Origin of the sequence: Mitsuaria sp. WAJ17 (assembly GCF_014174515.1) — a bacterium.
Lineage (GTDB): Bacteria > Pseudomonadota > Gammaproteobacteria > Burkholderiales > Burkholderiaceae_C > Roseateles_B.
On the sequence record NZ_JACJUG010000037.1, the window covers coordinates 1 to 13,108 of the forward strand.

The following is a 13,108-nucleotide window of genomic DNA, read 5'->3' on the forward strand; positions in this document are numbered from 1 at the left end:
CGCTGGCCGTGGGCAGGCCGGCCGATGCTGCGCTGCCGGGCGCGGGCGCCGCGCTGGCGGCGGGCTTGGCCGGCGTGGGGCTGAACATCGAGGGGTGCCCGTTGTATTTCTGCCAGCCGTCCCACAGCAGGACGAGCGACGCGGTAAACACCATCCACAACACGGTGCGGCGTATATCAGTCATGGAGAAGCTTCTGGATTGGAAGAAGAGGGTGTCGAGCTGCCCCCGAGCCCGAGGCGCGAGAACAGACGGGGCGGATTGTCAGGCACGGGGTCATGTCCGCCCAGACAGAATGGGTTGCAGCGCAGGATTCTCGCTGCGGCCAGGTAGCTGCCGGCCACGCCGCCGTGCCGGCGCACGGCCTCCATGCCATAGGCAGAGCAGCTGGGGTAATAGCGGCAGCCGGCCTGGATCCAGGAACTGATCAGCAGCTGGTAGGCGCGGATCAGGCCCATCAGGAGCCATTGGAGGGGGCTGCGGCGGGCCGTCATGGCGGGCTGGGGGTTCAGCCTTGGGCCGCGGCAGGGGCGGCCGGAGCGGCGGCTGTGGCTTGGGCAGCGCGGGCCAGCTTGGCGCGCAGCTGCAGCAGCTCCTCGCGCACCAGGGCCTTGAGCGGATCAGAGGCGGCGCTGGGGAACTGCTTGCGATCCACGGGCAGGCGCAGGCGCACCACCCAGAGTCCGGGCGGCAGCAAGCCCGCGGCGTCGGCGAAGACGGCGCGGATCTGGCGTTTGATCAGGGATCGGGTCACCGCGCGGCGCGCATGCCGCTTGGGCACGACGCAGCCCAGCCACAGCCCTTTGGGCACGGCCGCTGGGGTCGTGGCCTCGGGCTTCACCCCCTCGGCGAGTGCCGATTCGTCCACAGGATTGTGGGCAAGTGGTGGGTGGCCTGTTGATAACTCGGCTTTCCTTGTGGAAAAACCAGGTCCGGGCAGGCTGGGAGCGGCCATGAGGTGATGTACAGCAAAGTGCTTGCTGCGGGCGCGACTGGGCTGGCCCAGCACGCGCTCAAAGTCGGCCGATCGTTCGATGCGGCCGATCATGGTCTTGATTCGGCTCGCTTAGACGGCCAGGCGCTTGCGGCCCTTGGCGCGACGGGCGCGGATCACGGCGCGGCCACCGCGGGTCTTCATGCGGACGAGGAAGCCGTGGGTGCGGGCGCGGCGGGTCTTGGAGCCTTGGTAGGTGCGTTTCATGTTGGAAAACCTCTGTGGACGTCTGTGGACGCGATAGCTGATGGGCCGATCAAAGATGCGGGAGCATCTCGGAACTGCAAGCCGCCCCTTCCTGGAATCTCCTGGGAGGTGACTGCCTGCCGCACCGCTGATGTGCGCCGCGCCGGGGCGCCGCTGCTGCGTGCGCCCACATCAGGTCCTGCTCGGGCTGCCGTCCCGGCACGAGGCCAGGGCGGTGTTCCAGGGCAGGGCCCCTAGTTGGCGCGGTGGACCTACCGCCAGGGGTTTGACCCCCCAAAGCAGGGAAAGCCACGCGCCCAAGCAAATACATCCGGCGTCCGGAAAAGCCCGCGATTACACCAAACTTCTGGCCATCGGTCAACTTCCCTCGGCGGTGCCGGGTTGCTGTGCCCGGCTGGGGTGGGCACGAAAATTTCTGTGGATAACCTCGTTTTTTGCGGTCGTGGATCCGTACAATCCGGCCGCTCAAGAAGAAGTTTTCCACAATGAGCGCAGATCTCTGGCAACGCGGCTGTGAACGTCTGGCCGCCGAGCTGCCTGAACAACAATTCAATACCTGGATCCGTCCCCTGCCCCCGGCTGAAGTGGCTGATGGCGGCGAGCAGGGCGTGACCGTGTCCCTGCGCGTGCCCAACCGCTTCAAGCTGGACTGGATCCGCAACCAGTACGCCGGGCGCATTGAATCCATTCTCAGCGAACTGGCCGGCCGCCCTGCGCGGCTGGAGCTGGCCGTGGCGCCGCGCGAGGCCGTGCCGCGCGCGGTCATGGCCCTGCCGGCCAACCAGCCGGTGGCCGTGGGCCAGGTGCTGCACAACGGCCTGCGGCCGGTGCCGGTGAATCGCCCGGCAGCCGTCGAGCAGCCGGCGGTGAACGGCCTGACCAGCGTGCAGCCGGCCTCGATGCAGGCGCCGGTGATCGCCTCGGGCGCGATGCCCGCGCCGGCCAATACCCGGCATCGCATCAATCCTGCGCTCACCTTCGATACCCTGGTGCCCGGCCGTGCCAACCAGATGGCCCGTACCGCCGCCCTGCATGTGGCCGGGGCGCCGGGGCAGATGTACAACCCGCTGTTCATCTATGGCGGCGTGGGCCTGGGCAAGACCCATCTGATCCACGCCGTGGGCAACGCCCTGCTCAAGGACAAGCCCGATGCCCGCGTGCTCTACCTGCATGCCGAGCAGTTCATCTCAGACGTGGTGAAGAACTACCAGCGCAAGACCTTCGACGAGCTCAAGGCCAAGTACCACTCGCTGGACCTGCTGCTGATCGATGACGTGCAGTTCTTCGCCGGCAAGGACCGCACGCAGGAGGAGTTCTTCAACGCCTTCGAGGCCCTGCTGGCCAAGCGCGCTCACATCATCATGACCTCGGACACCTATCCGAAGGGCCTGGTGGACATCGACGAGCGCCTGACCAGCCGCTTCGACGCCGGGCTGACGGTGGCCATCGAGCCGCCCGAGCTGGAGATGCGCGTCGCCATCCTGATCAAGAAGGCCGAGGCTGAAGCAGCGCCCATGCCCGAGGACGTGGCCTTCTTCATCGCCAAGAACGTGCGCGCCAATGTGCGCGAGCTCGAAGGCGCCCTGCGCAAGGTGCTGGCCTACAGCCGCTTCAGCCACAAGGAAATCAACATCCAGCTGGCCCGCGAGGCGCTCAAGGATCTGCTCTCCATCCAGAACCGCCAGATCTCGGTGGAGAACATCCAGAAGACGGTGGCTGATTTCTACAAGATCAAGGTCGCCGACATGTACAGCAAGAAGCGCCCGGCCAGCATCGCCCGGCCGCGCCAGATTGCCATGTACTTGGCCAAGGAGCTGACCCAGAAGAGCCTGCCTGAGATCGGCGAGCTCTTCGGCGGCCGCGACCACACCACGGTGCTGCACGCCGTGCGCAAGATCGGCGGGGAGCGCCAGAAGAACACCGAGCTCAACCAGCAGCTGCACGTGCTGGAGCAGACGCTCAAAGGCTGATCCGGCGCGCTCCGGAGGCCCCGGCGGGGCTTCTGGCGGGTCTACCCACACCGACTAGGTCAAAACCCTGGTTCGCCCGCCCTGGGAAACCCCCATTCCTGGGTGACAATGCGCGCTGTCTCACGCGCGCGCGTCTTGCTTGTGACTGGCCCCAGGGCGCCGGTCGGGCCGGGAAGGCGGGCGCGGGTCGCCCTGAACAAGTGGAGAGAGGTTCACATGATTGTGTTGAAAGCCAGCCAGGACAAGGTGCTGAGTGCCCTGCAGGCCGTGTCCGGCATCGTCGAGCGCCGTCACACCCTGCCTATCCTGGCCAATGTGCTGATCCGCAAGCAGGGCCGGCAGGTGGAGCTCACCACCAGCGACCTCGAAATCCAGGTCCGCACCACCGTCGAGTTCGACGGCGATGAAGGCAACTTCTCCAGCACCGTGGGTGCGCGCAAGCTGATCGACATCCTGCGCTCCATGCCCTCGGACCAGACGGTGAGCCTCTCCAGCAACGCCAGCAAGATGACCCTGCAGGGCGGCAAGAGCCGCTTCACCCTGCAAACACTGCCGGCCGACGATTTCCCCCTGGTGCAGGAGGCCGCCGACTTCGGCCCCGCCTTCAGCGTGCCGCAGAAGACGCTCAAGCACCTGATCAACCAGGTGCACTTCGCGATGGCGGTGCATGACATCCGCTACTACCTCAACGGCATCCTCTTCGTGGCCGAGGGCAAGAGCCTGACGCTGGTGGCCACCGACGGCCACCGCCTGGCCCTCGCGCAGGCCGAGCTGGAGACCGACATCCCCAAGCAGGAAGTCATCCTGCCCCGAAAGACTGTGCTGGAGTTGATGCGCCTCCTGAAGGACGGCGGCAAGGACGCGAAATCGGAAGGTGGGGATGACCAACCCATCGAGATGCGCTTCGCCGGCAACCAGGCCAAGTTCAGCTTCTCGGGCATGGAGTTCGTGACCAAGCTGGTCGAGGGCAAGTTCCCTGACTACAACCGCGTCATCCCCAAGAACCACAAGTTCCGCGTGACCCTGGGCCGCGCGCCGTTGCTGTCGTCCCTGCAGCGCGCCGCCATCCTGACCAGCGAGAAGTTCAAGGCCGTGCGCCTGTCTTTCGAGCCGGGCCTGCTCTCCATTGCCTCCAGCAATGCCGAGCAGGAGGAGGCCAAGGAGGAGATCGAGATCGACTACGGCGGCGACCTCATCGAGACCGGCTTCAACGTGACCTATCTGATGGACGCGCTGCAGAACATGGGCCAGGACATGGTCTCCATCGACCTGAACGACAGCGCCTCCAGCGCCCTGATCACCATCCCCGAGCAGACCGGCTTCAAGTATGTCGTGATGCCGATGCGGATCTGATCGAGATACAGAAATGAGAGCAGCGGGCAAGGGCCAGAAGGCCCGGCCCGCTTCAGTGCTTTAAAGGGGCCACGCAAGACCTGACCCCGTGTGAGAGAGAGTTCCCGATGAGTGATGTCCCGAGCAACGAACACAAGCCTGAAGGCCTGACCGACAAGCAGCAGGCCGCCGTCACGGCGGAGGCCGCGTCGGGTGCGGTCTACGGGGCCGATTCGATCCAGATCCTCGAGGGCCTGGAAGCCGTGCGCAAGCGCCCCGGCATGTACATCGGCGACACCTCCGACGGCACCGGTCTGCACCACCTCGTCTTCGAAGTGGTGGACAACTCCATCGACGAATCGCTGGCCGGCCACTGCGACGACATCATCGTCACCATCCACACCGACAACTCCATCTCGGTGATCGACAACGGCCGCGGCATCCCCACCGGCGTCAAGATGGATGACAAGCACGAGCCCAAGCGCTCGGCGGCCGAGATCGCGCTGACCGAGCTGCACGCCGGCGGCAAGTTCAACCAGAACTCCTACAAGGTCTCGGGCGGCCTGCACGGCGTGGGCGTGAGCTGCGTGAACGGCCTGTCCAAGTGGCTGCGCCTGACCGTGCGCCGCGACGGCAAGGTGCATCAGATCGAGTTCAAGCAGGGCATCCCGCAAGACCGCCTGATCGAGGTGGTGGACGGCGTCGAGACCAGCCCCATGCGCGTGATCGGCGAGACCGACAAGCGCGGCACCGAAGTCCACTTCCTGCCGGACACGGACATCTTCCAGCAGAACAACGACTTCCACTACGACATCCTGGCCAAGCGCCTGCGCGAGCTCTCCTTCCTGAACAACGGCGTCAAGATCCGCCTGATCGACGAGCGCAACAACAAGGAAGACAACTTCGCCTATGCCGGCGGCGTGCGCGGCTTCGTGGAGTTCATCAACAAGGGCAAGAGCACCCTGCATCCGAACATCTTCCACGCCCAGGGCGACAAGACCTCGGACCAGGGCACCAACATCGGCGTTGAAGTCTCCATGCAGTGGAACGACGGCTTCAACGAGAACGTGCTCTGCTTCACCAACAACATCCCGCAGCGCGACGGCGGCACTCACCTCACCGGCCTGCGCGCCGCCATGACCCGGGTGCTGAACAAGTACATCACCGACAACGACCTGGCCAAGAAGGCCAAGGTCGAGGTGGCCGGTGACGACATGCGCGAAGGCCTGGCCTGCGTGGTGTCCGTCAAGGTGCCCGAGCCCAAGTTCAGCAGCCAGACCAAGGACAAGCTGGTCTCCAGCGAAGTGCGCGGCCCCGTCGAAGACATCGTCGCCAACAAGCTGACGGACTGGCTGCTGGAGAACCCGGTCGATGCCAAGATCATCTGCGGCAAGATCCTGGACGCCGCCCGCGCCCGCGAGGCCGCGCGCAAGGCCCGCGAGATGACCCGCCGCAAGGGCGTGCTGGACGGCCTGGGCCTGCCCGGCAAGCTGGCCGACTGCCAGGAAAAGGATCCCGCCCTGTGCGAGATCTACATCGTGGAGGGTGACTCCGCAGGCGGCTCCGCCAAGCAGGGCCGCGACCGGAAGTTCCAGGCCATCCTGCCCCTGCGCGGCAAGATCCTGAACGTGGAGAAGGCCCGCTACGAGAAGCTGCTGACCTCCAACGAAATCATCACCCTGATCACCGCCCTGGGCACCGGCATCGGCCGCGGCGCCGGCAGCGACGACTTCAACCCGGACAAGCTCCGCTACCACCGCATCATCATCATGACTGACGCGGACGTGGACGGCGCCCACATCCGCACCCTGCTGCTGACCTTCTTCTACCGCCAGATGCCCGAGCTCGTGGAGCGCGGCCACATCTACATCGCCCAGCCGCCGCTGTACAAGGTGAAGGTGGGCAAGCAGGAGCAGTACCTGAAGGACGGCCACGAGCTGGACGCCTTCCTGCTGCGCGTGGCCCTCAACGATGCCGAGCTGCACACCGGCCGCGGTGACATCCTCAAGGGCGAGGCCTTCGAGGCCCTGGCCCGCCAGTACGTGCTGGCCGAGAACGTCATCGACCGCCTCTCCAACTGGATGGACTTCGAGGCCCTGCGCGCCCTGGCCGGCGGCCTGAGCCTGAACCTGGACAGCAAGGAAGCCGCGGACCAATCCGCCCGCGACATGCAGGCCGCCTTGCATGAGGCCGAGGTGAGCGCCGAATACGACGCCCGCACCGACAAGCTCTTCCTGCGCATCAGCCGCAAGCACCACGGCAACACCCGCTCCAGCGTCATCACCGCGGACTTCGTCCACGGCGCCGACTACGAAGTGCTCGCCACCGCCGGCAAGACCTTCAAGGGCCTGATGACCGCCGACGGCCTGGTCCGCAAGGGCGAGGGCGAGAAGGCCAAGGAAAGCAAGGTGGCCGACTTCCGCGCGGCCATGGGCTTCCTGATGACCCAGGCCGAAAACTCCGTGGGCCGCCAGCGCTACAAGGGGCTGGGGGAGATGAACCCCGAGCAGCTGTGGGAAACCACCATGGATCCGACGGTGCGCCGGCTGTTGCGCGTGCAGATCGAGGACGCCATCGAGGCCGATCGCGTGTTCACGATGCTGATGGGCGATGAAGTCGAGCCGCGGCGGGATTTCATCGAGACCAATGCGCTGCGGGCGGCGAATATCGACGTTTGAGGACATCGCCTCCCGCCTGGCGCCATAGGCGATGCGCTCGCGACCAGCTCAACTCGAAGCCCTTGCGACGCAGGAACACGCGGATGCGGCGATAGCCGTAGCGCGGGTACTGCGCAGAGAGTGCCTTCATCGCCTCGATCACTGGGGCATTTTTGGCGGGCAGCCGAGGCTCGTAGCTGGGTGTGGAGCGCGACATGCCGATCAGCCCGCAAGCCCGACGCAGACTCAGGCCACGCTCGCGAGCGAAGGCGACCTGCGCACGTCGAGCCAGCGGGCTCACCATTTTTTTGCGTTGATCTCTTTCAGGATCGCGTTGTCCAGCGTGGCCTCGGCCAACAGCTTCTTGAGTCGGCTGTTCTCCAGCTCCAGGGCCTTGAGCCGTTTGACGTCAGCGACGTCCAGCTGGCCAAAGTGCTTGCGCCAGGCATAGATCGTGGGCTCACTGACCTTGTGCTTCTTGGCGGCCTCGGCGACGGAGGTTCGATCTGCCTCGCGCAGGATCGCCACCATCTGCTCTTCCGTGAATCGACTCTTCCTCATGGGCTCCTCGGGGATTGGAGCCATCTTCTCTTGGAATCAGTGTCTCGGAGAAGCCGGGCAGGTCAATTGGTTCCTGGGATTCGGGTCGCGAGCGGCTTGTCTTCTATTGCAAGGCATAGTCGCCAGGCGATGCAGGTCTGGCGCCCGGCGCCAGCTGGAACAGGCACTGCATGTAGGGCGCCACCTCGCTCCAGTCCGCCTGACGCGCATAGAACTCGGCCAGCACGCGCCCGACGTCCACCGCAGTGGGCTTGCCTGACGAGAGATTCACCGAGAAGGCTGCGCGGACATCCGCCTGCGAATGCAGGCCGGAGTCCTGATGCGAATAGGAGTGGAATTCCTCGATCAAGCCCGGGGCGAGGTAGGCGCTGGCGGCACCGGGGCATGTCCCCTGGTATGCCGGCTGGCGCCTGCTCACATGGGCCTTGGAGAAGGAATCCTGCACCGTATGGAGCAGGCTGCCGAAGGCGACCGCCGCCAGGTAGGCGGGCTTGCGGATATTCGGATTGCCCAGCGCAAACAAGTCCTGGACGCTCCAGCCGTTGGTGCCGAACACGTCCGGAATCCCGTCCACCTCCTGCTTAGCGACAATCGCGTCGCCCCGAATCTTCAGGGTGGCTACCTTCCAAGTGAACTCGGCCCACATGAGAACGCGGCGCTGGGTTACCTCAGGCGCCTCTCCGTCCACGGCGCCCATGGCGTGCAGGAACTGCATGTCACCGAAGTGCGAACGCACCAGCAGCGATGCCGACTTGGCATTCAACGCTTCCCCACGCTGAGCGCGCTTCTTGCCGTCCATGAACACACGCGCCCAGCATTCCGGCTGCACGACGAGCCGGACCGTCTGGCCCGGCGTGCATCCGCTGTACTTACCAAAGCTTTGCTCGAACCGGAAGGGCGGGTCGTCGTTCCAGCGGACGCCCGCCAGGATGTAGGCCTGCGCGGGGTCCCAGTCGGCGTCGGCGCAAATGTCCTCGTCGCCGTCGCAGTCGAGGGCGCGATTGGAGATCTCCTCGTGGACGGGCGAGCCGAAGGTACTGACACCCCAACTGGTCAGCTTTCCCAGCAAGCGCTCGCCGGTCGGCTGGCCTTTCTTGGCCAGGCGCTTCTCGAAGGAGGTGCCTTCGGGGGAGAGTTGGAAGGCGGAGGCGGAGGTGGAGAGGAACAGCGAGGTGGCGATGCCGATGGTGAGGCGGTTCATTCTTTGCTCCCGGAGGTATAGGGTCACGGCATGAGAGCGGGGCGGGCCGGGCCTTGAGCCTTAAGCTCTTCCATATTCAAGGCCTGCCCCTGTATTCCCCATGCTGTCATCCCTGCCCGAGCACTTGGTCTCGAACAGGCAGAAGTGCAGCATGCGGTCCACCGCTAGGTGATCGATTTGCGCGGTCGCGCCATCCCCGACGAAACGCAGGTCGTGCAAGGCGGCCAGGTTGTGGCCGTCCTTGCCCCAGTGATCGATGTGATGCGCCGCCTCGCGCTCGCCCTGCTGGCCGCGCTGGCACCGCATCCGCTCGTCCTGCAGCCAGTCCCGCTGGCGCGCATCCAGCAAAGGCGAACGCTGCAACTCTCCCAGCAGCCTCAACCGCCGCTGCTTGTCATCCGCTGTTTTGATCAGCATGTGTCATGACTCCCTGAGTGCGAGCCATTTTGGCCGCGCATGGCGGGAAAGCCGGTTAAATGTCACAGGGCCAGGCCTGAAAGTGCCGGGGTATGCGCTGAGGTAAACGGTCAGAACCCGCGCCGCTGCTGGGTTCTTTGGGTACTGGATGAGATCGGTATCAGATGGGTGTCTGGTGCCGCAAGTGAGCGTCCGGCGCGCCGGCAGGGCTGTCGGTCAAGACCTGGCACAGCGAGCAATGGACTGGCGCGCCGGCGGCCGGCTTGGGGTACGCCGGGGCTGGTCTTGCGTTCAGGGGCCTACGGCTTCGCGAACCCGGCATCTGCCGGCCCCGCGTGCCCGCGGGTCTGCGCAAGCCGGGGGCGATGCCGGGCTGTCACTCGGCGATCCAGCCCCAGCGCCTGAGCGCCGCTGCCAGCGCTTCGCGCACGCGGGCCTGACCGGGGCGGTGGAAGAAGCCGAAGAAATGCGGGGCACCATCGACGGCGACCAGTTCGGCCGCATTGCCGGCCGCCTGGTAGGCCGCCACGAATCGCTGCATGTCGTCGAAGGGGCAGTACTCGTCCGCCGTGCCATGAAGGGCCAGCAGGGGCGGCTGCCCCGCGGCCACGGTGGCCATCGGGGAGAAGTGTTCGGGCGGCCCCACGGGCTCGACCCGCCGCCGGAACCAGCCGTCCTTGCGCGGGTTCAACGGGTCGGCGCAGCCGCCCAGGCTGATGATGGCGGCCGGATAGCGCCCGGTAGTCGGCCGCGGGCCTCGGCCTGGCGCGGTGTCCAGGCCATGGGTCGCCGCCATCAGGGCCAGCACGGCGCCTGACGAGAACCCGGCCATGCCGATGCGCTGGGGGTCCACGCGCAAGCGCTCGGCATGCCGCAGCAGCCAGTCGTAGGCCAGGCTGGCGTCGCTCAGTTGCTCCAGGGGGCCGGTGTCGAAACGGCTGTTGGTGCGCAGCTCCACGGCCAGCACCAGCACGCCTTGCTGCCGCAGCGCTGCACTGATCACCGGCGAATGCCACCACTGCCCCTGCGTGAACGAACCCCCGTGCAGCCAGAGCATGGCCGGGCGAAGTGCAGCCGATGCCGACGCGCCACTTGGCTCCAGCACATGCACGCGCAGATCCACGCCTTGCCAACGGCGCAACACAGGACGCTCGTGGCAGCAATCGTGGGCGCGGCTGGCCTTGACGGCCTCGTCGAGCCGGGCCACCTCGGCGGCAGGCGCTTGCAGGCGCCGCCAAGCCGACAGCAGCGGGTCGAGCCCCTGGCTGCCGTTGTCCTCTACATGCTCGGCCAGCAGCCGACCCATCAGTTCACGCCGCTGTGGCAGGGGCAGCCCGGCGTGCTCCAGCGCGGCCAACTCGGCGCGCAGCCAGCGGGCGTCGCCATGCTGCAGCTCCGGTGATGACGCCAGAAGTGCTCGCGCCTTTTCATGCAGCCACGCGCGCCAGAAGTCCTGCGTCTCCTGCAGCGACCACCAGCGGGCGTCGCGCAGCGGCAGATCGCGCAGCAGCAGCGGCAGCATGGGGTCCTCTTGCAAGGGGCCGGCGGCGGGCGCGTCGCGCCAATGGAAGTAGGGCTGCATGACCCGGCCCTGCGCCCACAGAAAGCGTTGGCGCATCCGCGCTGCGTCCGGGGCCGAGGCCAGGCGCGACAAGTCCTCGTCCAGCAAGGCCTGCCATTGGGCCGCGAAGGCCGCCGGCCGCAAAGGCGCCAGCCTGGCAAAGGCCTGCAGGTTCAGGCCGAGCGCAGGCTTCTGCGGTGTCGGCGCCTCTGCGGGCGCTGGTGCAGGCTGCTCCGGCGGCTGGGCCCCGCTGCCCAGCGCCAGACCCAGCAGGGCCGCTGCGGCCAAGCTCGCGATCACAGGCCGGCTGCGCCTTCTCGTGTTGATGCTCATGTACTTTCCTCGGCTGACATGGCCTTGGTCGCGCCATCATCATCGAATCGAGCCTCGGCGCCACTAGCGCAAGCCCGGCCAGGCCGGGCAACGCCAGGTGCTGCCGGACCGGCTGGGGTCGGCAAGACCTGACCCCCGGCGTGACCAGGGCGCGGCGGCGCTCAGTCCCGCCCCTTCACCTCGTCCCACCCCAACCCGAATTTCATCAGGTACTTCCTCAGCCGGTCCGCATCATTGACCACGCTGCGCTGCGTGCGTGATTGGTCGAAGAGCCTGCGGCCGGCTTCGGAGATGGTGGAGCAGTCGCGGCAGACCTGGAGCACGGCCTGCAGCTGCAGGCGGTCAAAGAGGTCCAGGCCGGCCAGCGTGTCTGCGGGCAACAAGGCGGTGAGGGCGGCGCCGTCCGCCCGCGAGTGCGAGACCGCGCCCTTGTGAATCGGCGAGCCGCCCTGCGGCTCCCACAGCCAGCGCAGGCGCTGGATCTCGGCCTCGACCAGGCCGGTGGCGATGCGGCCGCCCTCGGCCAGCGTGGCCATGCGGGTGACGCTGGCGCTGAGGTCGCGGAAGTTGCCGCTCCACAGGGCCTCGGCGCTGCGGGCAAACTGCAGGTAGCGGGCCTTGGCCTCCACGTTGAAGCGCACGGCGTGGCCCATCTCGGCGGCGCAGCGGGCCAGCAGGTGCTCCACATTGGGCTCGATGTCCTCCGGCCGCTGGGCCAGGCCCGGCAGGGTGTAGGCCCAGAGGTTGATGCGGGCGAACAGATCCTCGCGGAAGCGGCCCTGAGCCACGTCCACGCGCAGGTCGCGATTGGTGCCGGCGATCAGCTGGAAGTCGCTGCTCACCTCGCGGTCGCTGCCCATGGGGAAGAAGCGTTTCTCCTCCACGGCCTTGAGCAGCATGGCCTGCTCGTCCAGCCCCAACTCGCCGATCTCGTCGAGGAAGAGCACGCCCTGGTGCGCGGTGCGCAGCAGGCCGGCGCGGTCCGCGGCGGCGCCGGTGAAGGCGCCCTTCTTGTGGCCGAAGAGCGTGGAGGCCGCGCTGTCGCCGCGCAGGGTCGCGCAGTTCACCTCGACGAAGTCGCCCTCCACCCGGTGCTGCGCCTTCTTGAGTTCGAACATGCGCCGCGCCAGGTGCGACTTGCCCGCGCCTGTGGGGCCGGTCAGCAGGATGGATGCCTGCGAGCGCACTGCCACACGCTCGATCTCCTCGATCAGCGCATTGAAGCGCTTGTTGCGCGTCGCGATGCCGCTCTTGAGGAAGTCCAGCGCCTCTGCCTGCGCCTGGCTGAAGCGCTGGGCCAGGACGTCGTAGCGGGAGAGGTCCAGGTCGATCAGCGTGTAGCGGCCCGGGTCGCCCGCGCGCTGCTTGCGCGGTGGGGCCGTTTGCAGCAGCACGCCGGGAATGAAGCGGGACTCCACCATCAGGAACATGCAAATCTGCGCCACATGCGTGCCGGTGGTGATGTGGGCCCAGTACTGCTCGTGTGCGGTGTCGAAGCGGTAGGCGCGCGCCCAGTCGTAGAGCGCCGCGTACATCTCGCCGAAGTCCCAGGGGTCCGCCACGTCCATGGGCACCAGCTTCACCACCGTGTCGGGCGAGGCGGAGCCCACGTCGCGTTGCACCTGCTGTGCCAGGGCCGTGTGCTGGGTCGCGTGCAGCAGCTCGATGCGATCGACCACCATGTCCTCATGCTGGGCCAGGGAGATCGTCGGCCGCCACTTCTCCCAGCGGCCCGCACCCTGGCCGGCATCCAGCTGCGAACCGAGGAAGCCGATGACGACGGTTTTCTTGGGCATAGCGAAAAAGATAAATGAATAGCTTTAAGTCTATCTTTTCTGGGATTGCCATCGACATGCTTGAGCCTGAAGAGTGGCAAT

Annotated in this window: 10 protein-coding genes and 2 pseudogenes; 3 read left to right on the forward strand and 9 right to left on the reverse strand. The window is 66.7% G+C overall.

From position 1 onward, the window contains the following. The 4 genes and pseudogenes from H5407_RS21080 to rpmH all read right to left on the reverse strand — a co-directional run. A pseudogene (locus H5407_RS21080) lies at window positions 1–184 on the reverse strand (membrane protein insertase YidC); the annotation flags it as partial. Then, window positions 181–492: a membrane protein insertion efficiency factor YidD gene (gene yidD, locus H5407_RS21085; RefSeq protein WP_183106473.1), complete on the reverse strand. Its 312-nt coding sequence runs from the start codon at window positions 490–492 to the stop codon at window positions 181–183. The pseudogene H5407_RS21080 and the gene yidD, both read right to left, overlap by 4 nt. 14 nt (window positions 493–506) lie before the next feature. Beyond that, window positions 507–866: a ribonuclease P protein component gene (locus tag H5407_RS21090; protein ID WP_404935649.1), complete on the reverse strand. Its 360-nt coding sequence runs from the start codon at window positions 864–866 to the stop codon at window positions 507–509. 198 nt (window positions 867–1,064) lie between these two features. Continuing rightward, complete coding sequence (gene rpmH, locus H5407_RS21095) at window positions 1,065–1,199, reverse strand: 50S ribosomal protein L34 (RefSeq protein ID WP_183106475.1); 135 nt, start codon at window positions 1,197–1,199, stop codon at window positions 1,065–1,067. Window positions 1,200–1,684: 485 nt separating this feature from the next. On the opposite strand from rpmH, the gene dnaA reads away from it, so the two are divergent. From dnaA to gyrB, 3 genes are all read left to right on the forward strand, one after another. Next, complete coding sequence (dnaA, locus tag H5407_RS21100) at window positions 1,685–3,169, forward strand: chromosomal replication initiator protein DnaA (protein WP_183106476.1); 1,485 nt, start codon at window positions 1,685–1,687, stop codon at window positions 3,167–3,169. A 216-nt stretch (window positions 3,170–3,385) separates the two neighbouring features. Beyond that, window positions 3,386–4,522, forward strand: coding sequence for a DNA polymerase III subunit beta (gene dnaN, locus H5407_RS21105; RefSeq protein WP_183106477.1), 1,137 nt, complete (start codon window positions 3,386–3,388; stop codon window positions 4,520–4,522). Between the two features lie 107 nt (window positions 4,523–4,629). Continuing rightward, window positions 4,630–7,179, forward strand: a complete 2,550-nt coding sequence (gene gyrB, locus H5407_RS21110) for a DNA topoisomerase (ATP-hydrolyzing) subunit B (protein ID WP_183106478.1) — start codon at window positions 4,630–4,632, stop codon at window positions 7,177–7,179. Here the strand turns inward: gyrB and H5407_RS24505 are convergent. The 5 genes and pseudogenes from H5407_RS24505 to rtcR form a co-directional block, all read right to left on the reverse strand. Further along, window positions 7,169–7,719: pseudogene (locus tag H5407_RS24505) on the reverse strand (transposase); the annotation flags it as partial. The gene gyrB and the pseudogene H5407_RS24505 sit on opposite strands and share 11 nt — an antisense overlap. Window positions 7,720–7,822: 103 nt before the next feature. Then, window positions 7,823–8,920, reverse strand: a complete 1,098-nt coding sequence (locus tag H5407_RS21120; RefSeq protein ID WP_183106480.1) for a hypothetical protein — start codon at window positions 8,918–8,920, stop codon at window positions 7,823–7,825. A gap of 60 nt (window positions 8,921–8,980) precedes the next feature. Next, the gene (locus H5407_RS21125; RefSeq protein WP_183106481.1) at window positions 8,981–9,337 is read right to left on the reverse strand and encodes a nuclease-related domain-containing protein; all 357 of its coding nucleotides are present in this window, start codon (window positions 9,335–9,337) and stop codon (window positions 8,981–8,983) included. A gap of 376 nt (window positions 9,338–9,713) precedes the next feature. Further along, window positions 9,714–11,231 (reverse strand): S9 family peptidase, encoded by a 1,518-nt coding sequence (locus H5407_RS21130; RefSeq protein ID WP_183106482.1) that lies wholly within the window; start codon window positions 11,229–11,231, stop codon window positions 9,714–9,716. Between the two features lie 161 nt (window positions 11,232–11,392). Then, on the reverse strand, window positions 11,393–13,027 hold the full coding sequence (gene rtcR, locus H5407_RS21135) for an RNA repair transcriptional activator RtcR (RefSeq protein WP_183106483.1): 1,635 nt from the start codon (window positions 13,025–13,027) through the stop codon (window positions 11,393–11,395). Window positions 13,028–13,108 lie beyond the last annotated feature (81 nt).

What these genes read in the sequence shown, in the direction of transcription:
- yidD (WP_183106473.1), bottom strand. Translation starts at nt 492, where the DNA reads ATGACGGCCCGCCGCAGCCCCCTCCAATGGCTCCTGATGGGCCTGATC.
- rpmH (WP_183106475.1), bottom strand. Translation starts at nt 1,199, where the DNA reads ATGAAACGCACCTACCAAGGCTCCAAGACCCGCCGCGCCCGCACCCAC.
- dnaA (WP_183106476.1), top strand. Translation starts at nt 1,685, where the DNA reads ATGAGCGCAGATCTCTGGCAACGCGGCTGTGAACGTCTGGCCGCCGAG.
- dnaN (WP_183106477.1), top strand. Translation starts at nt 3,386, where the DNA reads ATGATTGTGTTGAAAGCCAGCCAGGACAAGGTGCTGAGTGCCCTGCAG.
- gyrB (WP_183106478.1), top strand. Translation starts at nt 4,630, where the DNA reads ATGAGTGATGTCCCGAGCAACGAACACAAGCCTGAAGGCCTGACCGAC.
- H5407_RS21120 (WP_183106480.1), bottom strand. Translation starts at nt 8,920, where the DNA reads ATGAACCGCCTCACCATCGGCATCGCCACCTCGCTGTTCCTCTCCACC.
- H5407_RS21125 (WP_183106481.1), bottom strand. Translation starts at nt 9,337, where the DNA reads ATGCTGATCAAAACAGCGGATGACAAGCAGCGGCGGTTGAGGCTGCTG.
- H5407_RS21130 (WP_183106482.1), bottom strand. Translation starts at nt 11,231, where the DNA reads ATGAGCATCAACACGAGAAGGCGCAGCCGGCCTGTGATCGCGAGCTTG.
- rtcR (WP_183106483.1), bottom strand. Translation starts at nt 13,027, where the DNA reads ATGCCCAAGAAAACCGTCGTCATCGGCTTCCTCGGTTCGCAGCTGGAT.